A 21593-nucleotide genomic window follows, 5' to 3' on the forward strand; every position below is an offset into this window, starting at 1 on the left:
CACTAAATCAGGCATCCCAATGTTGCATTTTAGGATTCCTGGTTTCATTATAGGAGGCGTAGCTCAGTTCCCCGCCGGGCTTTCCACCCGGCACCCCTGACCGGAGGTGTGCGCGTATGGCGCGATACCGCTACCTGAACTGCTCCGAACTCGTGGCCGCCCGCTGGCTGGCCTCCGAGGCCCTCCGCCGGCGGCGGCCCCGCCGAGCCGCCCGGGCCCGTATGTACGTCACCCACCCGGCGCGGGACCTCGCCCCGCTGACCCTCGCGGTGCGCCAGTGGATCTCCCAGACCACCCCGCCCCCGGCACCGGCGCCGGTGATGCCCTCGCCGCCGGTTCCGAGCGGCACCGGCGGCACGACCCCCGTCCCGTTCCGGGTTCCGGAGCCCCGCACCAGCCCGGACCTGTGGTCCGGGCCCCCGGCCACCCCGGCCGCGCTCTCGACCCCGGGCACGCCTGCGGCCTCGGTCTTGGTGCCGAACCCGGTCACGGGCGCCGTCACCGCCCCGGCCTCGGAACCGACCCCGATCGCGGAGCCGGTGGCGGAGTCGGTACCTGGTTCGGGGTTCTCCGCCGCGCTGGCGTCCCGGTCCCGTATCCAGGCCCTACGCGAAGGAGGCCGCTCCCGCGCCGACACCCGCACCCGGCCGGGGTCCCCCACCGCCAAGCAGAGGGCTGCCGCACGACTGCGGGCCCGCACGGCCGCGTTCCGCACCACCACCCACCTCACCGCCGACCGCGACGGCCTGTGGAAGGACGCCATGGCCGCCGCCCGCATGGCCAAGTGGCACCTGAGGAGGGCCGCCTGATGCGCCGGGTCTGCGACATCCGCGAGTTCCCCTCGATCCAGACCCTCGGCTTCTGGGCCCACACCCACCAGGTACCGCTGCGCTACCTCGGACCCACCCTGGAAGGCCGCGCCGTCTACGCCGCCACCCACGGCCACACCACCCGGGTCGCGATCACCTCCGGACGCGACCCCCACCCCCTGCCGCTCATCTGGCGCAGCCCCCTGGAGGTGCTGTGACCACCCACCCCACCGAGCCCGCGACCCCGGACCCGCGGGTGCGGATGCTGGACGACCTCATCCACGGACGGTGGGTCCTCACCCTCGAACCCACCCCCGACGGCGACACCGAGGTCGTCGCCTACCGGCCCCTGGGCTGGACCGGCCCCGGCGACCCGCACGAACGCCTGGCCGCACCCGACCACGCCGCCCTGCGGGACCAGTTGGTCCACCACCACACCACCGAGACCGAGCACACCAGGGAGTAGGACATGGGCAAGCCCCCGTACACCGACCCGGCCGAGGACCCGATCCCCGACGACCTCACCGAGGAGGAGAAGAACGCCGTCCGCCGCCAGGGCGAATTCCTCGCCTGGCAGCGCTCCGTCCTCGGAGACCAGAGCGACGGAGACTGACCGACCGGCGCAAAGCCGACCGGGGCGGCGGGCCTGCGCCCGCCGCCCCGGTCGGCCGGTCCGCTCGGGTCAGTCGGTTCCGAAGACGCGGTCGACCACCCGGCGGGCCGCGCCGCCGTCGTCCAGCGGGCAGAACCGCTCCACGAACGCCCGGTAGGCGCCCTCGCTCTCCCGCGCCACGTCGTCGATCCCGCGCAGCGCCTCGATGACCTGGTCCGACTCCATCAGCAGCGGCCCCGGCGCGGTCTCCTCGAAGTCGAAGTAGAACCCGCGCAGGTTGTCCCGGTACCCCTCCAGGTCGTAGGTGAAGAAGAGCATCGGCCGCCCCGTGTTCGCGAAGTCGAACATCATCGACGAGTAGTCGGTGATCAGCACGTCCGTGATCAGGAACAGCTCCATGATCTCCGGGTACAGCGACACGTCGTACACGAAGTCGCGCCCCACGATCGGCACGCTGTCCACCACGCGCGGGTGCCGCCGCACCAGCAGCACGTGGTCCTTGCCCAGCTCGTCGTACAGCCGTTGCAGGTCCAGGTGCAGGTCCAACTTGTGCTTGCCGCGCGTGTAGTACTTGTCGTCGCGCCAGGTCGGCGCGTACAGCACCACCTTCTTGTCCTGCGGTAGCCCCAGCCGGGCCCGCGTCCGCTCCGCGATCGCGTCCCGTTCGGGCGAGAAGAACACGTCGTTGCGCGGGTACCCGGTCTCCAGGATCTCCCCCTCGAACCGGAAGGCGCTGCGCAGGATGGGCGTCGCCCACGGGCTCGGGGACACCAGGTAGTCCCACTGCCGCGTCTCCCAGGCCAGCTTGTCGAAGTAGTCCCGGGACTTGCCGCGGATGTTCTCCACGTCGAAGCCGATGCGCTTGAGCATCGACCCGTGCCAGGTCTGCACGACGGTCTGGTCCGGGCGGCGGTGGAACCACGCCGGCTGGCGGGAGTTGGTGACCAGGTACCGGCTGCGCGCCAGCCCCTCGTAGTACTCGCGCCCCCGGTGCCGTACCCGTGTCAGGTCCTCGGGCAGGCTCACCTGCCCGTCGGCGACCAGCCACGACATGGGGTGGTCGGCCCATCGCTCCCGGCGGCGCAGCTCGGCGTAGATGCTCTGCGGGCTGTCGGAGTACTGGCGCCCGGTGTAGGTGTCGAAGAGGATCCCGTCGACGACCGGCTCCAGCCGCTGTGCCGGGTAGAAGGTCTCGCGCAGCTCGCGCTGGGCGAAGGTGCCCTGCTCGGCGGGGCGCAGGTCGCCGCCGACCTGGAGGACCGGGATACCCCTCCCCTGGTAGGAGAGGGTGTAGCCGCGTTCCGTGGTCTGCATCTCCAGCGGCAGCGAGGCGATCAGGTCCTCGGTGAACTCCACGCCCACGTCCGTGGGGCGCTCCTCCGCCTCCGGCGGGCCCACCCGCCCCCACAGCTGGTACCCGCCCGCGGGCAGCGACAGGGTCCCGGACAGCGTCGGGACGTCCGCCGGGGAGAAGCGGGCGGTGAACCGCTCCCCCGAGCGCTCCACCTCCAGCGCGTGCTCCTCGTCGCGCCCCCGGGCCCTGGCGACCAGGCCCAGCTCGGCGGCGGCCCGGAAGACGCCGGACAGCACCAGGGTCCGCCCCTCCCAGCGGGCCTCCTCCACCGAGGGCCGGGCGTGGCCCGCGCGCAGCCGCAGGTGGCCGACGGCCGAACGCAGCACGGACAGCTCGCGGTGGCCGTCACCGTCGGCGTAGGCGGCCGCAGCGACCTCTTCGGGCACGATCAGGGGCACCACCTGCTTCTCGGGGGTGACCAGATGGGCGTCCCAGGTCTCCTGGCGGATGACGCCGCCGCACTCGTCGACGGTGCGGTCGTACAGGTCGCGGGCGGCGACGCGGGCCTCGAACCGACCGCCCCCGGACTCCAGCGGCACGCTGACCGTCGCGGTGCCGGGCCGCCGGGTCAGTCTCAGTTCGACGGCCTCGGCCGCGGGCGCGGCGACCGGTTCCCCGCGCAGCTCCAGCACCCCGGCGCGCTCGTCGAACCGGTGCCCGGTGATCCTGGCCAGGCAGGGTTCGACGCCGATGATCAGCTGCTGGTCGCGGTTCCAGTGCGGGCGGACCCACACCTCCTCGCCGACCTGCCGGTAGCCGGGCCGCTTGGCGGGGCCGGGGACCGGGTTGGCGACGGTGCGGCGCCGGGTGATGCCCCGGTTGAGGACGACCAGTTCGATCTTCCAGTCGGCGGCCTCCCACCGTCCGGAGTCGCGCAGTCTGCGCGGGTCGACGACGACGGTGAACCCGCCGTAGTCGTGCCGGGCGGCGTCGAGCACGTCGGGCAGCCGGTACTCGGCGGCGCGGCGGATGCGCACCGGCAGGCGGACCCGGCGGCGGCCGTCGGTGCGCACCGCGTAGGCGGTGACGTGCTGGTGCCAGCGGCGGTGGGCGCGCAGGTGGCGGATGCCCAGTCGGCCGCGGATGTGCAGCCGACCGTCCTCCCAGGCGACCTCCTCGGTCTTCTGGCGGACCTTGATGTCGTCGTCGATCCGGTAGATCTCGCGGGGGACGGCCCGGGCCGGGTCCTCGGACTCGAAGAAGGGGTAGCGGATGTAGTAGCCGAGCCCGCGCCGGACCAGGGTGGCCTTCTTGATCTCGACGCTCTTGGCGAAGGTGGCGACCTCGACCACGTCCTCGGCCCGGTGCTTGCGGACCAGGTGGTACAGCAGGCGGTCCAGGACGCCGAGCCCGTCGAGCAGGCGGGCGGGCACGTGGTCGAGGTAGGTGTTGACCAGTGCGACCGCGACGGCGCGGGTCTCCTCGTCGGCGTCGTCGAGCCGCATCAGCAGGCGGTGCAGTTCGCCGTGGAGGAGCGTGCGGTCCCACAGGTCGCGGTCGTGGGTGGCCAGGCCCTCGGCGAGCCGGGTCATGGCGCCCAGCCTGCGGACGAGGGTGTCCTCGTCCAGGGGGAGCGCCTGCTGCTCGCGGCGGCGCTTGAGCAGGGTGGGGCCGGGCAGGACGTCCACGGTGCGGGCGGACAGGGCGGCGCGGCGCAGGCCCAGGTCGGCGTCGTCGGGGTGCAGGCCGTGATCGGTGAGGGAGTTCCAGAAGTCGCGCCGCCACAGCTTGTTGCCGGGGTCTCCGTCGGAGGCCAGGCCGGGGACGTTCCGGGGGTCCTCGGCCAGACGGGCGCGGGCATGGTGGCGGCGGTGGCGTTTGGAGGGGGCGGCGCCCAGCTCGTCGAACACGTACACGTTGCCGACGACCAGGTCGGACCGGCTGTCCCGGGCGGTGCCCAGCAGGTAGGAGAGCGCGTAGCCGGTGAGGGCGTCGGAGCCCGCCAGGAAGAGCAGGTGCCCGCCGCGGGCGGCCGCGGCCCCGCGGGCGCGGGCGGCGGGCGCGTCCGGCGCGGGGTCGTCGGCCAGGAGGACGGCGGTGATCCCGGCGGGGGGTGCGGCGGCGAACGACGCGGCGACGGCCAGGGCGTCCTGGGCCTGGTCGACGGCCTCGTCCCCCTGCTCGCTCTCCTCGCGGGGGGCGGCGCCGTCCTGCCCGTTCCCGTTCTCGCCCTCCTCCTCGTCCAGGGAGGGGTCGGGGGCCAGGTCGGCGCCGGGTTCACCGGACGGCCCGCCGTCGAGGGCGGGCGCGGGGCGGACGGGGACGAGGACGACCTCGATCCCCGCGTCCGGTGCGGACGCGGGGTCTCCCTCCCCCAGGGGCCCGATCTGGCGGCCCAGGGAGTCGAGGCAGTGCTGGAGGTGGGGCTCGGTGACGTCGAACGTCACGATGACTGTCGCTTCGGGCACGGAAGTTGACACCCTCCGGAGGGTTCGCTGCCGCGGGCAGCGCGCGGGACCCGGCGGATACGGATCGCGCGTGGACGGGAACGGCATTGAGTGCTTGCTGTGGTTCTTATATCACCCTTAGTGAAAGCCTCCTCGGTGGCGGTGCGCCCTCCGGGGTGGGGAGGCGGTGCGGGGCGGGACGGGGGTCGGCGCCGACGGCGCACCGGGGTCCTGCACTAGGGTTTCGATTCACAGGTTCGACCTCCTCCTCGGGAACGGGGAGGATTCCGACCGGTCCCCGCGGCCCCGGTCGGTGCCGTGCGCTTCGCGGCGGCAGCCGGTTCCCGCTTCATCGACACGGGTTTTCAGAGGTCTCCGCAGGCCGGCCCGGTTCACCCCGCCGGGGGCCTCACCCCGGTGGGGGACCGTCGGTCGATCCGCGCTTGCGGGTGTTCTCGGCCGCGTCGACGTCGGCATGGACCTGTGCCGAAACCGATCCCCAGGGGATTCGGGTGCTCCGCACGGGTATCGGTCGTGTGACGACGGTGACCGGGGCACCCGCCCGGCCGCCGCGGCGATAGAGCCACCCCGGACTGAACGGACCCCCATGGCACCTCCCGAACACGGTGACGAGAAGCGAACGGACGACGGGGGCGGGTCCCTCCCCTCCCGGTACCCCCTGTACACCCCGGGCGCGGGGCCGGTGCGCCGGGCGGTGGAACGGCGCAGTGCCGTGCCGCTGGTGTGGCTGCACCGGGCGCCGCGGTGGCTGTCGCCGGTACTGCTGGGGGTGCTGTTCGTGGCGGGGCTGCTGACCCCGGGGCTGGCGGGCGGGCTGTGCCTGCTGCCGGTGGCGCTGTTCCTGGCCTGGCTCGCGTACCTGACCTGGCCCTCGCTGGACGCCCGGCAGCGGGCACCGCGGGTGCTGACCGTGGTGGTGATCGCGGTGCTGGCGGTGGCCCGGCTCCTGGGGTTCTGAAGTGTTATTCTCCCGAGTCCGGGCGTTTTGACAATCATTTTCGTTTTCGTGATAATGGGGACCGTGTACGCCCAGATCAGGGACGAGTCGGTCCCGCCCGCCTTCCAGGCCCTCGACGCCCGCGTCTCCTACGACGGGGTGCCCGTCCTGGACGGGGTGAGCGTGGCGATACCGGCAGGCGAGACCGTGGCCGTCCTGGGCCCCAACGGGTCGGGCAAGTCCACCCTCATGCGCGCGATGCTCGGCATCATGCCGCTCGCCTCCGGCGAGATCCGCGTCCACGGCACGCCGCTGTCCCGGTTCCGGGACTGGCGCCGGATCGGGTACGTCCCCCAGCGGCTCACCGCGGGCGGCGCCGTGCCCGCCACGGTACGCGAGATCGTCGCCTCCGGGCAGGTCGCCGCGCGCCGCCGGCTGTCGCTGCCCACCCGCGCCGACCGGGCCGCGGTCGACGAGGCCCTGGCCACCGTCGGCCTGACCGACCTGGCCCGCGCCTCGGTGCGCGAGCTCTCCGGCGGCCAGCAGCAGCGCGTGCTCATCGCCCGCGCCCTGGCCGGGCGCCCCGACACCTTCGTCATGGACGAGCCGATGGCCGGGGTGGACCACGAGAACCAGCGCGCGCTCGCCCGCACCATCACCCGCCTGCGCGACCGGGGTTCCACCGTGGTGCTGGTCCTGCACGAACTGGGGCCGCTGGAGGACGTCATCGAACGCTCCGTGGTGCTGGAGTCGGGCCGGATCGTGCACGACGGCGCCCCGCCCGCGCCGACCGGCGAGTGCGCCCGGCCCGGCCACGAACACCAGCACCCCCACCCCGACCCCAACGACCCCGACCCGCGGGCGGCCGAGCCGCCCTCCCCCGCCGACCTGATGCGCCTGGAGGTACCCGGCCGTGATTGACCTCCTCCAGTACGAGTTCATGCGGCGCGCGCTGATCGCCGCGGTACTCGTCGGCCTGATCACCCCGGTCATCGGCACCTACCTGGTACAGCGGCGGCTGGCGCTGCTGGGCGACGGGATCGGGCACGTCGCCCTGACCGGGGTGGCCCTGGGCCTGCTCACCGGTACCTCACCACTGCTCACCGCCGCGGTCGTGTCGATGTTCGGCGCGATCCTCATCGAGGTGGTGCGGGTGCGCACCCGCACCAGCGGGGACGTGGCCCTGGCACTGCTGTTCTACGGCGGCATCGCGGGCGGCGTGCTCCTCATCGGGCTCACCCCGGGGGCGAGCAACGCCACCCTGACCGGGTTCCTGTTCGGCTCGGTGAGCACCGTGAGCGAAGAGGACCTGTGGATCGTCGCGCTGCTGGCGCTGGGCGTGGCCGCCGTGGTGGCGGTGTTCGGCCGCGAGCTGTTCGTGCTGTGCCAGGACGAGGAGGTGGCCCGGGCGCACGGACTGCCGGTGCGCTTCCTGAGCGTGCTGCTGGCGGTCACCGCGGCGCTGACCGTGGTGATCGCGATGCGCGTGGTGGGGCTGCTCATGGTGAGCGCCCTGATGATCGTTCCGGTGGTCGCCGCCCAACAGCTCACCCGCAGTTTCCGGGTGACGATGTCGCTGGCCGTGGTGATCGGCCTGCTGTCCTCGCTGGGCGGGCTGAGCACCGCGTTCTACGTCGACCTGGCCCCCGGCGCCACGATCGTGCTGTTGGCCCTGGCCGTGTTCGTGGTCGCGGTGGGCGTGGGAGGGGCGCTGCGCCGGGCCTCGGGACACAGGGCCGCGAGCACCCGGCCACCGGTCGTCACCACGGCGGCCGGTACGATGCCCGAGAGCGATCCGGGGAGGGTGAGCCGTTGAGTACGACGACACGACGTGAAGCGGTCCGTCGGGCGCTGGACGCGTCCAGCGGTTTCCGCAGTGCCCAGGACCTGTACGCGGACCTGCGCGCCGAGGGTTCCAAGATCGGTCTGACCACCGTCTACCGGGCGCTACAGGCGCTGAGTGACTCCGGTGAGATCGACGTGCTGCGCACGGACGACGGCGAGGCCGTCTACCGCGCCTGCGGCAGCGAGAGCCACCACCACCACCTGGTGTGCCGGGTGTGCTCGACCGCCGTGGAGGTGGAGGGCCCGGCCGTGGAACGCTGGGCCGCCGAGATGGGCGAGGCGCACGGGTTCACCGGCGTCACGCACAGCGTGGAGATCTTCGGGACCTGCGCGTCCTGCTCCCGCCTCGCCTGAGGTCCCGCCGGGCCACAACGGACGGCCCCCGCTCCCACCCGGGAGCGGGGGCCGTCCGCCGTCGGAGCCGCCGGTCCTGCGCCGTCGGTCCGGTGCCCCTACCGGTGCCGGGCCCCGTCCCGGTCAGCCGTCCCGGCGCAGCGGTTCCAGGGCCGGGCGCTTGCGCTCCCACCCGGGAACGGGGGCCGTCCGCCGTCGGAGCCGCCGGTTCTGCGCCGTCGGTCCGGTGCCCCTACCGGTGCCGGGCCCCGTCCCGGTCAGCCGTCCCGGCGCAGCGGTTCCAGGGCCGGGCGCTTGGGGGCGACGCCGTCGCCGGAGGAGCGGCCGGTCAGCCGCCGGTGGATCCACGGCACCAGGAACTCGCGGGCCCAGTGCAGGTCCTCCTGGCGGGCGGCCCGCCAGTCACGGGGCTCGGCGGGCGGCCACGGCTCGTTCCAGTCGCCCTCGACCGGAATGCCCAGGACCTCGCACACACGCAGTGCCAGTCGGCGGTGGCCCTCCGGGGAGAGGTGGAGGCGGTCCCAGTTCCAGGCCCGCGCGTCGTCGAGGATGCGCATGCTCCACACGTCGACCACGTCGCAGCCGTACCGGTCGGCGACGGCCCGCAGGTGCATGTTGTAGGTGGCGATCTTGCCGCGCAGGTGACGCATGACCGGCTGCCAGTTGGTGTCGAAGCCGGTGAAGATCACGATGCGCGCGCCGGTGCGGGAGAGTTCGGCGATGGCCTCGGCGAAGGTGACGGCCACCGCGTCGGGGTCCGCGCCGGGGCGGATGATGTCGTTGCCGCCGGCGCAGATGGTGATGAGGTCGGGGGAGAGTTCGACGGCGCGGGGCAGCTGCTCGTCGACGATCTGCCGGATCAGCTTGCCGCGCACGGCGAGGTTGGCGTAGCGGACCTCGCCGACATGGTCGGCCAGGTGCTCGGCCACCCGGTCCGCCCAGCCGCGGTAGCGCCCGTTGGGCACGCTGTCGCTGTCCGGGTAGGGGTCGCTCATGCCCTCGGTGAAGCTGTCACCGAGGGCCACGTAGGACAGGATGTCCTTCTTGGTGAGGTCGTTCGTCCCAAAGCCGCTCATAGTAAATGATGATGCAACTCCGCGCCATGGTTACGCGACAGTAGGTTTCCGTTTTTTCGGGTTTTGAGCGTGACGTCACACCCGCGGTACCCGCCATGAGCGGCTTCGGGACGCCGGTCAGCGCCCCTTGGTGAGGGGTGTCAGCTCCGGGCGCTTGGCGGTGACGGTGTCACCGGAGGAGCGGCCGGTCAGGCGGCGGCCGATCCACGGGCCCAGCGAGTCCTTGACCCAGGTCAGGTCCTCCCTGAGCGCCTCGGTGCGGCCCACCGGCTCCACCTGCGGCCAGGGCTCGTCCCAGCGCTCGGCGACCGGGACGCCCAGCACCTCGGCCACCCGCAGCGCCAGGCGGCGGTGGCCCTCCGAGGACATGTGCAGCCGGTCGGCGTCCCAGGCGCGGGCGTCGGTCAGCACGTCCATGGACCACTGGTCGACCAGGAGGCAGTCGTGGCGGTCGGCGATCGCGCGGACGTTCAGGTAGTAGCGGGCGAACAGGCCGATGGTGCCGCGCATGTAGCCGGAGGCGATGTTCACGCCGGTGAACAGCACCACCTGCGAACCGTTGGCGCGCAGCCGGGACACGGTGTGGTCCAGGATCTTGGCCATCCGCTCCGGGTCGCCCGCCGGGCGCAGCAGGTCGTTGCCGCCCGCGCACAGGGTGACCAGGTCGGGGGCCATCTCCAGGGTCGGGGGCAGCTGGTCGGTGACGATCTGGCGCATCAGCTTGCCGCGCACGGCGAGGTTGGCGTACCGGATCTCCCCCAGGTGGTCGGCCAGGTGCTCGGCCGTCCGGTCCGCCCAGCCGCGGAAGCCCGAGCCGTCCGGGTAGGGGTCGCCCACCCCCTCGGTGAAGCTGTCGCCGATCGAGACCAGCGACATGCCCGGGCGCAGCAGAGGTGCGTCCTGCACCGCCATCGGTCATTCCCCCTTTTCTTCGGGTACGGCCACCGGGTTGGGTTCGGCACCGCCGTAGCGGCGGTCCCGGCGCGCGTAGATCTCACAGGCCCGCCACAGGTCGCGGCGGTCGAAGTCGGGCCAGAGCGTGTCCAGGAAGACGAACTCGGCGTAGGCGGACTGCCACAGGAGGAAGTTGGACAGCCGCTGCTCGCCCGAGGAGCGGACGAACAGGTCCACCGGGGGGACCTCCGGCGAGTACAGGTGCCGGGAGAGGGTGTCCTCGGTGATCTTGTCCGGGGAGATCTCCCCGGCCGCGGCCTTGCGGGCCAGCGTGCGCACGGCGTCGACGATCTCGGCCTGGCCCCCGTAGTTGACGCAGAACTGGAGGGTGAGCGCGGTGTTGTCGCGGGTCATCTCCTCGGCGTCGCGCAGCTCCTTGATGACGCTCTTCCAGAGCATGCCGGAGCGGCCCGCCCAGGTGACGCGCACCCCGCGGGCGTGCAGCTCGTCGCGCCGACGGCGGATGACGTCGCGGTTGAAGCCCATGAGGAAGCGGACCTCCTCCGGGGAGCGCTTCCAGTTCTCCGTGGAGAAGGCGTACGCGGACAGGTTGGGGACGCCCAACTCCAGGGCGCCCTCGATGACGTCGAAGAGGGACGCCTCACCGGCCTTGTGGCCGTCGGTGCGCGGCAGGCCCCGCTGCTTGGCCCAGCGGCCGTTGCCGTCCATGACCACGGCCACGTGCCGGGGCACCAGGTCGGCGGGGAGTTCGGGAGGGCGCGCCCCGCTCTCGTGCGGGACGGGCGCGGTGTACTCCCGCCGGTTACCGGTGTCGAAGCTGAACAGACTCAAGAACGCTCCACATGGCGCAGTGATCGGATTCCGTTTTCCAGGTGCCACTGTAGGTACGCCGCGACCAGGCCGCTGCACTCGGTGCGGTGCCGTGGGTCGCTGGCGTCCGCCGCCGCCCAGTCGCCGCCGAGCAGGGACGACATGAGGCGGACGGTATCGGCCGCGGGGTGCACGCTGCCGTGCGGGCGGCACACCGAGCACACCGTTCCGCCCGCGTGGATCGCGAAGGACCGGTGCTCTCCGCGGTCGCCGCAGCGGGCGCACTCGGACAGGGCCGGGGCGTACCCGGCCACGGCCAGGGAGCGCAGCAGGTAGGCGTCCAGGACCAGCCGGGCGTCATGGGTGCCCTCGCCCAGGGTACGCAGTGCGCCCAGGAGCAGGAGGAACTGGCGCAGGGCCGGGTCCTTCTCGACGGCGACGACCTTCTCCGCGGTCTCCAGCATCGCGGTGGCGGCGGTGTACCGGGAGTAGTCGGCGACGATCGCCTCGCCGTAGGCGCGGACGGTCTCGGCCTGGGTGACGACGTCCAGGGTCCGCCCGGTGTGCAGTTGCAGGTCGACGTGGGTGCAGGGCTCCAGCCGGGCGCCGAACCGCGACCGGGTGCGCCGCACCCCCTTGCCCACCGCCCTGACCAGGCCGTGGCGCCTGGTCAGCAGGGTGATGATGCGGTCGGCCTCGCCCAGCTTCTGATTGCGCAGGACGACGCCCTCGTCACGGTAGAGGCTCACTCCCCCATTGTCGCGGATGCCGGTGACCGTCCTCGCGCCGGGATGGACCGGATACTCCGGACGCGCACCGCCTTGACCAGGTTGATTACGTTTTGGATTCCCTTTTCAAGATATTTGGTCTACTCTCACGCGCTAGATGTCCCTCGCCGAGCCCGCCGCCCTTCCCCCGCGGCCCCCTCGGCGCAGCCGCGCGGCAGGCGCGGTCCCCGGCCACCGGGCCACCGAGTCCGCACACGGCCATGGGCGAACACAGAACCACCCGGGGGTACGAACCCCGCCTCGGACGGCCGAGCCCGTCCGCATGCCGCACATACCGGAGGAGAGCGATTATGGCGCGTGGTCGTCGAGGAAAACGACGGGCCGGCACCCGGCGCTCCCAGCGCAGACGGCCGGTACCCCTCGTCGTGACGCTGGCGGCCGTGCCGGTGGGTCTGGCCCTGGCCGGAACGCTGCTGGTCACGGGGTTCGGTGAGGAACTGGACCCGTTCCGGACCACCGCGGACGGCTCGGCCCTGTCCGAGGACGGCGCGGCCTCGTCGATCAGCACCGAGGCGCCGTCGGTCCCGGACGCGTCCGAGGACCCGGACTTCTTCGTGTCCCCGGACGCGCAGGAGGAGCGCACCCCGTCGGGGGACAGCGAGCCGCAGAGCGCCGACGTCACCGCCTCGGCCTCACCCGAGGACTCCGAGGAAGAGGACACGGGCACGGACGCGGACGGGGACCGTGGTGAGAACGCCGGCGGCTCGGGCGGGTCCGGCGGCAGCGGCGGCAGCGGCGGCTCCGAAGGTTCGGGCGGGTCCGGCGGGGGCGGTGGCGGCGGGGGGACCTCCTCGGCCGTCACCGACGAGGTCGTGCGCCTGGTCAACGTCGAGCGCGCCGGCGCCGGGTGCGACGCACTGCGCGTGGACTCGCGGCTCACCGCCGCGGCCCAGGAGCACAGCGAGGACATGGACCGGCGCGACTACATGAGCCACCAGAGCCCCGAGGGCGAGGGCCCGGGGGATCGGGCCGCCCGTCACGGGTACGACGCCTGGGGCGCCGAGAACGTCGCCAAGGGGCAGACCAGCGCCGCCCAGGTGATGGACGCCTGGATGAACAGCGAGGGCCACCGCAGGAACATCCTGAACTGCGGGCTGGTCGCGATCGGTGTCGGCGAGTCCGGCAACGCCTGGACCCAGCTGTTCGGCTGGGAGTGACCCCGGGGAATCCGACGGCCGGGTCCGTGGGGGTTCACGGGAAGGAAACCGCCGCGGTGCCGCCCGGCCGGGCCCGACGGGAGCCCGAGCGGTGGGGCGGAGGGTGGGCCTGCCGGGCTTCTCCACGGATGAAGAAGGAGAAGGAGGCAGGTCCGCCTCGGGCGGGCGACGTGCGGTCGGCCGCGTCCGGCGCGGCCTCCGGCCGCCGCACCGCGGCCGTGCCGTCTCCGGGTTCCGCGGCGGACAGGAGGACGCGGAGGGTCCGCCGAACGGTCTCGGCGTGCACCATGTCCGGAATGCTCCCATCGCCGGAACCCCTGCCTCCAGGGATTTCCCGCCCTCCGGGCGAGGCGTCGGAGGCGGGCGGTACTGTGCCGGAGTCACCTCTTGGAAGCGGAAGGCGACGGCGAAGGGGACGGACGTGCGCGAGCTCAGCGAGCTGGTCGAGGTGGACCGCCCCGGGTGGCCGGTGGTGCTGGGGCACCTGGAACGCGCCCGGGTACCGGTACGGGTGCTGCCCGGCGACCCCGGCCGCGGGCGGACCTGCCTGCACCGGTTGCAGGTCACGGCGCGCTCGTTCCTGGGCGCGCTGGCCCTGGAGAGCGGCGGCCTGCTCGTGGACCACGGGTGGCTGCGCGTGTACGGGGGCGGCGGCCCGGGGCTGCCCGGGCTCGGCGAGGTCAACGACCTGAGCGCGGCGGTGGTGCACGGACCCCCGGTGCGCCTGGTCGTGGGCCACGACGTGCTGGGCGGGGTCTTCGCGCTCAACGGCCCGGCCTGCGAGGACGACCGGTACCCGGGACGGCCCGGGGAGATGGTGTACTTCGCCCCCGACAGCCTGGCGTGGGAGCCGCTGGAGGCCGCCTACTCCTCGTGGCTGCAATGGATGCTCGAAGAGCACAACCTGGAGAACTTCTACGCCGACCTGCGCTGGCCGGGGTGGCGCGAGGAGGTCGCGGAGCTGGCCCCGGACCAGGGTCTGTCATCGGTGCCGTTCCTGTGGACGCAGGAGGCCGCAGCGGACCCGGCGGCGGTCCGGCGGCGGCCGGTGCCGCTGGCCGAACTGGCGGGGCTGAACCGCGAGTTCGCCGCGCTCGCGGGCGAACCCGATCCGGGGCCGTTCGGGACGCTGTGACCTTCCGGCCGCGGAAACGGGCGGGGCCCGCGGCGGCGCCGCGGACCCCCGTGCGGATGTGTCAGGCGCGGCCGATGGCGCTGCACAGGGCGCGCAGCGACGCGGTGGTGATGCTGCTGTGGATGCCCACGCCCCACACCACACGGCCCTCGATCTCGGCCTCCACGTAGGCGGCGGCGCGGGCGTCGCCGTCACCGCCCATGGAGTGCTCCACGTAGTCCATGACCCGCACCTTGACGTCGACGTCGGTCAGGGCGTCGCAGAACGCGGAGATCGGGCCGTTGCCGGTGCCGACCAGCTCGCGGATCTCGCCGTTGACGCGGGCGTCGGCCTCGATCCGGTAGGTGCCCTCGGCGTCGGTGGTGGAGCGGTGCGCCAGGACGGCGACCGGGCCGTTCTCGCGCAGGTAGGTCTGGGAGAAGATGTCCCAGATGCGCTCGCCCGAGAACTCGCCGCCCTCGGCGTCGGTGAACTTCTGGATGACCTGGGAGAACTCGATCTGCAAGCGGCGCGGCAGGTCCAGCGAGTGGTCGCGCTGCATGATGTAGGAGACGCCGCCCTTGCCGGACTGGCTGTTGACCCGGATGACGGCCTCGTAGTTGCGGCCGACGTCCTTGGGGTCGATGGGCAGGTAGGGCACGTCCCAGCCGTACTCCTGGACGGGGACCCCGGCCGCCTCGGCGTCGGCCTCCAGGGCGGCGAAGCCCTTCTTGATGGCGTCCTGGTGGGAGCCGGAGAAGGCGGTGTACACCAGGTCGCCGCCGTAGGGGTGGCGGGGGGCGACGGGCAGCTGGGTGCAGTGCTCGACGGTACGGCGGATCTCGTCGATGTCGGAGAAGTCGATCTTGGGGTCGACGCCCTGGCTGAACAGGTTCAGGCCCAGGGTGACCAGGCAGACGTTGCCGGTGCGCTCGCCGTGGCCGAACAGGCAGCCCTCGACGCGGTCGGCGCCGGCCATGACGGCCAGCTCGGCGGAGGCCACCCCGGTGCCGCGGTCGTTGTGCGGGTGCACGGACACGACCACGTGCTCGCGCCGCGACAGGTTGCGGCTCATCCACTCGATCTGGTCGGCGTAGACGTTGGGGGTGGAGCGCTCGACGGTGGCGGGCAGGTTCAGGATGATCTCCCGGCCCGGCCCCGGGTTCCACACGTCCATGACCGCCTCGCAGACCTCCAGGGCGAAGTCGATCTCGGTGTCGACGAAGATCTCGGGCGAGTACTCGTAGCCGAAGTACTCGGTGTCGCCCAGGTACTGCTCGGCGAAGCGCATGACGTGGCGGGTGCCCTCGACGGCGATGGCCTTGCAGGCCTCGCGGTCCACCTTGAAGACGACGCGGCGGAAGGTGGGCGCTGTGGCGTTGTACAGGTGGACCGTGGAGCGCTCGGCACCGACCAGGCTCTGCACGGTGCGCTCGATCAGGTCCTCGCGGGCCTGGGTCAGGACCGAGATCTGGACGTCGTCGGGGATCAGGTCGCCCTCGATCAGGGAGCGCACGAAGTCGAAGTCGGTCTGGCTGGCGGCCGGGAACCCTACCTCGATCTCCTTGTAGCCCATCTTGACCAGCAGCTCGAACATCTCGCGCTTGCGGTCGGGGTCCATCGGCTCGATCAGGGCCTGATTGCCGTCGCGCAGGTCGGTGGACAGCCAGCGCGGCGCTTCGGTGATGGTCTTGGACGGCCACGTGCGGTCGGGCAGATCGACCGACACGAAGGGCGTGTAGCGCTGGAACGGCATGGGGGACGGCTGTTGCTGGGGCACCATTTCGGTGGCTCCTCGGGTTTACGGCGTGGTCAATGGTCGACCGTGGACAAGCCGAAGCCCCGCGGCGAGGGAGCCGACCTGTACTAACGACCCCCGCCGCGGCCGCTAAGAAGGAGCAGCTCGCACAGCATGATGGGCTCACGCTAGCAGAGCGCCGGGAAATCCTGGTACTCCCCGTCCACATGGCGAGACGAGTGTCACGCGACCTGCGCCTTCTGCAACACACCCGGGCCCATGACCAGTCCCCGTGCGCCCGAGTCGTCTCGATTTCGAGACAACCGATACCTCGGCATCGAGATATCCGACAGAGGTCTGTACCATTGGGGGGAACCCTTCAGTGCTAGGGGGGTCGTTCGAGTCCCGCCGGGGGATCCAGGGTGCGGCCAACACCCGAGGCCGCCGTCGTTCCGCGCCGTTCACACGTAAGCCGCGGCCGACGGCCGCGCCGGTCCCCCGGCGGGATTTCTCCTTTCCCGCCCGACACCACTCGCCTTGACATATACTGAGGATCGACTCTGTATATACGGGAGGCTGCCATGGCCAAGGTACTGATCGACATCGACGAAGAAGCTCTGGCCAAGGCTGCCGAGATCCTCGGAACCAAGACCAAGAAGGACACGGTCAACACCGCTCTCCAGGAGACGGTCCGCAGACTGGACAGAGCCGAGGCCCTGGCTGAGATGCACGCACTCATCGCCGAAGGCGGTGTCGACATGGACATCTTGTCCGACAAGAGGCGGTACCGCCGGTGAGCCTGGCCCTGTACCTCGCTGACACCAGCGCTTTGGCCCGGATCTACAGCGCCCCGAAAAAGCATGAAGAGTGGAACCGGGCCTTGAGTCTCGGCATCGTGGCAGTATGCCCGATCACCGAGTTGGAGTTCCTCTACAGTGCGCGTTCGACCAGGGACCGTGAACGCATGGTTGACGCCCTCAACCGCATGCTTCTCCCTGTCGACCTTGAGGGACACCACTTCACCCGGGCCTGGGAAGTACAGCGTCTTCTGACCGCCCGTGGTGAGCACCGCAGTGCAGGATCCGTGGATCTGTTGGTCGCGGCCTGCGCCGAGACCAACGGATTGACCCTCCTGCACCACGACAACGACTTCGAGACCATTGCCCGGGTGACCGGGCAGACGACACGACGGGTGTGACCCGTCGCTCGGGGCGAGAACGCCGCTCCATCAGCGGTCCGGCCTCCCGGCCGACCGGCAGGGGGCACGGTCCGCCCCCGGAACTCAGCGGTTCCGGCGACGGAAGTGCCCACCTGTCGGCGGCTGTGGAACCGAGTCTTGCCAACCCGGCTCATCTCCCATCAGGCGTCGGCGAGGTGCGGGTAGTCGGTGTAGCCGGTGTGGTCGCCGCCGTAGAAGGTGGCGGCGTCGGGCGCGTTGAGGTCGGCACCCGTGCGCACGCGCTCGTCCAGGTCCGGGTTGGCGAGCCAGGCCGAGCCCAGGGCGACGGCGTCGGCGCCGTTCGCGAGGGCCGCGTCGATGCCGGACAGGTCCAGCCCGGTCGCCGGGTTCACCACGAGGGTGCCCTCCCACAGGCGGCGGACCAGCGGGGTCAGCTCGGCGCCGCCGATCTGGGTGGTGTGCAGGAAGGCCAGGTCGGAGCGGTGGCGCAGCCCCTGGAGCAGGGCCGTGTACTGCGCGGCCGGGTCGCTGTCGGACATGCCGTTGTAGCCGTTCTCCGGGGAGATGCGCAGGGCGGTGCGGTCGGCGCCGATGGTGTCGGCGACGGCGTCCACCACCTCGATCGCGAACCGGGACCGGCGCTCGGCGTCGCCGCCGTACTCGTCGGTGCGGTGGTTGGTGCCGTCGGCGAGGAACTGGTGGATCAGGTAGCCGTTGGCGCCGTGGATCTCCACACCGTCGAACCCGGCCTCGACCGCGTTGCGGGCGGCGGTGGCGAAGTCGTCGACGACCTCGTGGATCTCCGCGGCGGTCAGCTCCCGCGGCTCCGGGTGCGGGACCATCTTCTCGCCGTCGAACAGCTCCTGGCCCGAGGCGATCGGGGACGGGGCCACCGGCAGGCCGCCGTCCGGGTACAGGGACGGGTGGCCGATCCGGCCGGAGTGCATGATCTGGGCGAAGATCAGCGAGCCGCGTGCGTGGACGGCGTCGGTGACGGGCTTGAAGGCCTCCACCTGCGCGACGTCGTGCAGGCCCGGGGTGTTGATGTAGCCCTGGCCGCGCACACTGGGCTGGATGCCCTCGGTGATGATGAGGCCGGAGGAGGCGCGCTGGCCGTAGTACTCGGCGACGAGCGCGTCCGGGCGGCCGCCGTAGGCGCGCGACCGGGTCATCGGGGCCATGAACAGGCGGTTGGCGGCCTCGTAGCGGCCGACCTTGACCGGCTGGAACAGGGAGTCGCTCACGGTTTTCCTCCGGGTCTCACATGTCGGGGGCGTCCGCCCCCGGGAACGTTCCGAAGTTAGGCCGGGGCGCCGTCCGTCGCCTTGCCACCCGCTGTCCGCCCGCTGTCGTGACCCCGGTCTCACCGTGCGGGGAGCCGCGGAACCGCGCATATAGGCTTTCCGGTATGCGATTCGGGGTGCTGGGGCCGCTGGCCGTGTGGACCGACGGGGGTTCGCCCGTGCGCGTACCGGGGGCCAAGGTGCGCGCCCTGCTGACGCTGCTGCTCGTCCACCGCGGCGAGGCCGTCTCGGTCGACCGGCTGGTCCACGAACTCTGGGACGTCCCTCCCCCCGACCCGGCCGGCGCCGTACAGACCGCGGTGTCCCGGCTGCGCGGCGCCCTGGAGCGCGGCGAGGCGGGTTTCCGCTCCCGGGTGGAGTCGGGCCCCTCGGGCTACCGGCTGCGGGTGGACCCCGACGCCGTGGACGCGGGCCGGTTCGAGGCCCTCGTCGCCCGTTCCCGGACCGAAGCGCCCCGCGAGCGGGTGCGGTCGCTGGACGAAGCGCTGGAGCAGTGGCGCGGTCCGGCCCTGGCCGACCACGCGGACGCGGCCTTCGCCGCGGCGCCGCTGGCCCGCTGGGAGGAGATGCGCCTGGCGGCGCTGGAGGACCGCGCCCGGGCCCGGCTGGACCTGGGCGAGGGCCCCGAGCTGGTCGCCGAACTCGGCGACCTGGTGCGCGTACACCCCGCCCGGGAGCGGCTGCGGGCGGCGCACATGCTCGCCCTGTACCGGGCGGGCCGCCAGGGCGAGGCCCTGGAGAGCCACCGTGAACTGCGGGAACTGCTGGCCGAGGAACTCGGCGTGGACCCGGGCCCGGAGATCACCCGACTGCACGCGGACATCCTCGCCCAGGTCCCCGACCTGGACCCGGTCCCCGCCCTTCCGGTGGCCCCGGCCCAGGCGGCGCCCGCCCACCACCCGCACATCACGGCTCCCCCGGCCGCTCCCGTGCCCCCCGCGGCCCCGCCCCGGAGTTCGGCGCCCGCTCCCCTGACCGACCTGGTGGGGCGGGACGACTGCGTCGCCGAGGTGCGGCGCGACCTGGCGCGGTCGCGCCTGACCACCCTGCTGGGGCCCGGCGGTGTCGGCAAGACCTCGATGGCCCTGGCCGCGGTCGCCGTCGGCGACGACCGCTTCGGACCGGTGTGGTTCGTGGAGCTGTCGGGACGCGAGGACGGGGAGGGGGCCGCCGAGGAGGTCGCGACCGTTCTGGGACTCCAGGACGAGGTATCGCGGACCACCCGGGCGCGACCGGTGACCGCGCGCATCGCCGAGTCCCTGGGCAGCGGCCCGGTCCTGCTCGTGCTGGACAACTGCGAGCACCTGATCAGACCGGTGGCGGACCTGGTGGCCCGCCTGCTCGGAGCCGTGCCGGGACTGCGGGTCCTGGCCACCAGCCGGGAGCCGCTGGGCATCCCCGGCGAGCGCCAGCACCAGGTGAAGCCGCTGGGCCTGCCGGACGGAACCTCCCCGTCGGAGGTGGCCGCCTCCGACGCCGTGACGCTGTTCGTCCGGCGGGCGGCGGCGTCGGTGCCCGGTTTCACCGTGGACGCCGCGAACGCCGAGGCGGTGGCCGGGATCTGCCGCCACCTCGACGGGCTCCCGCTGGCCCTGGAACTGGCCGCGGCCCGGGTGCGCTCCCTGGGGGTGCACCGGCTCGCCGACCGGCTGGGCGACCGGTTCCGGGTCCTGGGTTCGGGCGGCCACGACCGCAGGCGCACCCTGTGGGAGACGGTGGACTGGAGCTGGCGGCTGCTGACCGGGCCCGAACAGGCGGTACTGCGCCGCCTGTCCGTCCCGACGTGCGTGTTCACGTTGGAGACCGCGGAGGCGATCGCCGCGGATCCGGCCGACGGCCCGGGGGTGGAGCCGGCCGACGTCGCGGGGATCCTGGCGGGCCTGGTGGACCGGTCGCTGGTGGCGGTCGGCCAGGAGGGCACCCGCTACCGGCTGTTGGAGACGATCCGCGCCTACGCCGCGGAACAACTGGCCGCCGCCGGTGAGGAGGACGGCGTCCGGCACCGGTACGCGCGGCACATCGCCGACGGCTCCGGGCGGGGCGAGGCGGCGGACTTCACCCTGGACCCGCACCAGGCGGACGCGGACCGGCAGGAGGCCGACGTCCGGGCGGCGATCGAATGGGCGGCCGACCACGGGCACGCGGACATCGCCCTGCGCATCGCCGCCTACCACGGCTGGTTCTGGTACCTGCGCGGACGCTACCGGGAGGGGTACCGCCTGCTGTCCCGCGCGCTGGCGGCCGAGGGGGCGGGCGCCCCCGCCGACCGGGCCGAGGCCCTGCTCTGGCACGCCGCCCTGGGGGTGACCGAGTGCGCCGAGCGGCCGGGGGACGCACCGGCGGATGAGGCCGTGCGGATCACCGAGGGGCTGTCCGACCCCCGGACCCGCGCCCGCGCGCAGGCCCTGATGGTGTTCATGACGGCCTTCTCCGACGCGGTCGGCGCCTACCAGGTCACGGACGCCCGGCCCGACGAGCGGCTGTCGGCGGCGTTGGAGGTGTTCGAGGCGGACGGCGACCCCTGGTGGACCGCTTTCGCGCTGCACCTGCGCGGGTGGCGGGCGCTGCGCCGCAGCGAGCTGGGGCCCGCCCGCCGCGACGCCGACCGGAGCCTGGCGCTGTTCTCCCGCACCGGGGAGCCGTGGGGCGAGGCCCGGGCGCACAGCCTGCTGGGCGTGGTCGCGGGGATCGAAGGGGCCTACGCCGAGGCCGCGTACCGGCACCACCGCGCCCTGGAACTGGCCGAGAGCATGGGCCTGTGGCCGACGGTGGTGGACGAGCTGGGCCGCCTGGCCCGGGTCCACCTGCTCAACGGCGACCTGGAGAGCGCCGACGCGCACAACCTGCGGGCCCTGCGGATCGCCGGGGAGCAGGCGTTCCGGGCGGGGCGGCGGTTCACCGTCGCCGGGCTGGGGATGACCGCCCGGCGCCGCGGCGACCTCGACACCGCGCAGGAGTACCTGAACGAGGTCCTGGCGGTGCACCGCCAGGACGGGTACCGGCCGGGGCTGGCGTTCGCGCTGGCCGAACTGGGGTTCACCGCCGAGCAGCGCGGGGACGCCGGGGCCGCCCGCGACCTGCACCGGCAGGGGCTGGAGCAGGCCCGGCGCACCGGGGACCCGCGCGCGGTGGCGCTGGCCCTGGAGGGGTCGGCGGGGGTCGCGGCCCTGGACGGCGACGGCGTCGCGGCG

20 protein-coding genes are annotated in these 21593 nt (G+C 72.9%); 13 read left to right on the forward strand and 7 right to left on the reverse strand.

Going from position 1 to position 21593, the window contains the following annotated elements; genetic code table 11:
• The first annotated feature begins 116 nt into the window (after positions 1 to 116).
• The 4 genes from QJS33_RS23250 to QJS33_RS23265 are packed head-to-tail and all read left to right on the forward strand — an operon-like array spanning position 117 to position 1422.
• Positions 117 to 809 carry a hypothetical protein gene (locus tag QJS33_RS23250; RefSeq protein ID WP_306370179.1) on the forward strand — a complete coding sequence of 231 codons (693 nt, stop codon included), beginning with the start codon at positions 117 to 119 and terminating at the stop codon, positions 807 to 809.
• Positions 809 to 1027: a hypothetical protein gene (locus QJS33_RS23255; protein WP_306370180.1), complete on the forward strand. Its 219-nt coding sequence runs from the start codon at positions 809 to 811 to the stop codon at positions 1025 to 1027. The genes QJS33_RS23250 and QJS33_RS23255 overlap by 1 nt, the downstream gene beginning before the upstream one ends.
• Positions 1024 to 1275, forward strand: coding sequence for a hypothetical protein (locus QJS33_RS23260; protein ID WP_306370181.1), 252 nt, complete (start codon positions 1024 to 1026; stop codon positions 1273 to 1275). Before QJS33_RS23255 ends, QJS33_RS23260 begins: the two co-directional genes overlap by 4 nt.
• A 3-nt stretch (positions 1276 to 1278) precedes the next feature.
• Positions 1279 to 1422 carry a hypothetical protein gene (locus QJS33_RS23265; RefSeq protein WP_306370182.1) on the forward strand — a complete coding sequence of 48 codons (144 nt, stop codon included), beginning with the start codon at positions 1279 to 1281 and terminating at the stop codon, positions 1420 to 1422.
• A gap of 69 nt (positions 1423 to 1491) precedes the next feature.
• Here the strand turns inward: QJS33_RS23265 and QJS33_RS23270 are convergent, their stop codons facing one another.
• The gene (locus QJS33_RS23270) at positions 1492 to 5184 is read right to left on the reverse strand and encodes a CDP-glycerol glycerophosphotransferase family protein (protein WP_306370183.1); all 3693 of its coding nucleotides are present in this window, start codon (positions 5182 to 5184) and stop codon (positions 1492 to 1494) included.
• Positions 5185 to 5770: 586 nt separating this feature from the next.
• On the opposite strand from QJS33_RS23270, the gene QJS33_RS23275 reads away from it, so the two are divergent.
• The 4 genes from QJS33_RS23275 to QJS33_RS23290 all read left to right on the forward strand — a co-directional run bounded on the left by QJS33_RS23275 (position 5771) and on the right by QJS33_RS23290 (position 8320).
• Entirely contained in the window at positions 5771 to 6142 is a 372-nt protein-coding gene (locus QJS33_RS23275; RefSeq protein WP_306370184.1) for a DUF6703 family protein, read from the forward strand.
• A 63-nt stretch (positions 6143 to 6205) separates the two neighbouring features.
• A complete protein-coding gene (locus QJS33_RS23280; RefSeq protein WP_306370185.1) occupies positions 6206 to 7042 on the forward strand; it encodes a metal ABC transporter ATP-binding protein in 837 nt (278 codons plus the stop codon).
• Entirely contained in the window at positions 7035 to 7937 is a 903-nt protein-coding gene (locus tag QJS33_RS23285; protein ID WP_306370186.1) for a metal ABC transporter permease, read from the forward strand. The genes QJS33_RS23280 and QJS33_RS23285 overlap by 8 nt, the downstream gene beginning before the upstream one ends.
• Positions 7934 to 8320 (forward strand): Fur family transcriptional regulator, encoded by a 387-nt coding sequence (locus QJS33_RS23290; RefSeq protein WP_306370187.1) that lies wholly within the window; start codon positions 7934 to 7936, stop codon positions 8318 to 8320. Before QJS33_RS23285 ends, QJS33_RS23290 begins: the two co-directional genes overlap by 4 nt.
• Positions 8321 to 8577: 257 nt before the next feature.
• On the opposite strand, the gene QJS33_RS23295 is transcribed toward QJS33_RS23290, so the two are convergent.
• From QJS33_RS23295 to recO, 4 genes are all read right to left on the reverse strand, one after another.
• Entirely contained in the window at positions 8578 to 9396 is an 819-nt protein-coding gene (locus tag QJS33_RS23295) for an SGNH/GDSL hydrolase family protein (protein WP_306370188.1), read from the reverse strand.
• A 117-nt stretch (positions 9397 to 9513) separates the two neighbouring features.
• Positions 9514 to 10308: an SGNH/GDSL hydrolase family protein gene (locus tag QJS33_RS23300; RefSeq protein ID WP_306370189.1), complete on the reverse strand. Its 795-nt coding sequence runs from the start codon at positions 10306 to 10308 to the stop codon at positions 9514 to 9516.
• A gap of 3 nt (positions 10309 to 10311) precedes the next feature.
• The gene (locus QJS33_RS23305; protein WP_306370190.1) at positions 10312 to 11142 is read right to left on the reverse strand and encodes an isoprenyl transferase; all 831 of its coding nucleotides are present in this window, start codon (positions 11140 to 11142) and stop codon (positions 10312 to 10314) included.
• On the reverse strand, positions 11139 to 11870 hold the full coding sequence (gene recO / locus QJS33_RS23310) for a DNA repair protein RecO (RefSeq protein ID WP_306370191.1): 732 nt from the start codon (positions 11868 to 11870) through the stop codon (positions 11139 to 11141). Before recO ends, QJS33_RS23305 begins: the two co-directional genes overlap by 4 nt.
• A gap of 329 nt (positions 11871 to 12199) precedes the next feature.
• Here recO and QJS33_RS23315 point away from each other — a divergent pair, with 329 nt between their 5' ends.
• Positions 12200 to 13066: a CAP domain-containing protein gene (locus tag QJS33_RS23315; protein ID WP_306370192.1), complete on the forward strand. Its 867-nt coding sequence runs from the start codon at positions 12200 to 12202 to the stop codon at positions 13064 to 13066.
• A gap of 421 nt (positions 13067 to 13487) precedes the next feature.
• On the forward strand, positions 13488 to 14201 hold the full coding sequence (locus QJS33_RS23320; protein ID WP_306370193.1) for a DUF2625 family protein: 714 nt from the start codon (positions 13488 to 13490) through the stop codon (positions 14199 to 14201).
• Between the two features lie 61 nt (positions 14202 to 14262).
• On the opposite strand, the gene leuA is transcribed toward QJS33_RS23320, so the two are convergent.
• On the reverse strand, positions 14263 to 15963 hold the full coding sequence (gene leuA / locus QJS33_RS23325) for a 2-isopropylmalate synthase (protein ID WP_306370194.1): 1701 nt from the start codon (positions 15961 to 15963) through the stop codon (positions 14263 to 14265).
• A gap of 536 nt (positions 15964 to 16499) precedes the next feature.
• Here leuA and QJS33_RS23330 point away from each other — a divergent pair.
• Together QJS33_RS23330 and QJS33_RS23335 are read left to right on the forward strand one after the other, a co-directional pair.
• A complete protein-coding gene (locus tag QJS33_RS23330) occupies positions 16500 to 16715 on the forward strand; it encodes a type II toxin-antitoxin system VapB family antitoxin (RefSeq protein ID WP_306370195.1) in 216 nt (71 codons plus the stop codon).
• Positions 16712 to 17116, forward strand: a complete 405-nt coding sequence (locus QJS33_RS23335) for a PIN domain nuclease (protein ID WP_306370196.1) — start codon at positions 16712 to 16714, stop codon at positions 17114 to 17116. Before QJS33_RS23330 ends, QJS33_RS23335 begins: the two co-directional genes overlap by 4 nt.
• Before the next feature lie 161 nt (positions 17117 to 17277).
• On the opposite strand, the gene QJS33_RS23340 is transcribed toward QJS33_RS23335, so the two are convergent.
• On the reverse strand, positions 17278 to 18342 hold the full coding sequence (locus tag QJS33_RS23340) for an alkene reductase (RefSeq protein ID WP_306370197.1): 1065 nt from the start codon (positions 18340 to 18342) through the stop codon (positions 17278 to 17280).
• A 164-nt stretch (positions 18343 to 18506) separates the two neighbouring features.
• Between QJS33_RS23340 and QJS33_RS23345 the strand changes: the two genes are divergently transcribed.
• Positions 18507 to 21593 (forward strand): BTAD domain-containing putative transcriptional regulator (locus QJS33_RS23345; protein ID WP_306370198.1); only part of this gene is annotated, 3087 nt, incomplete at its 3' end.

The organism is Nocardiopsis sp. CC223A (assembly GCF_030766825.1).
Lineage (GTDB): Bacteria > Actinomycetota > Actinomycetes > Streptosporangiales > Streptosporangiaceae > Nocardiopsis.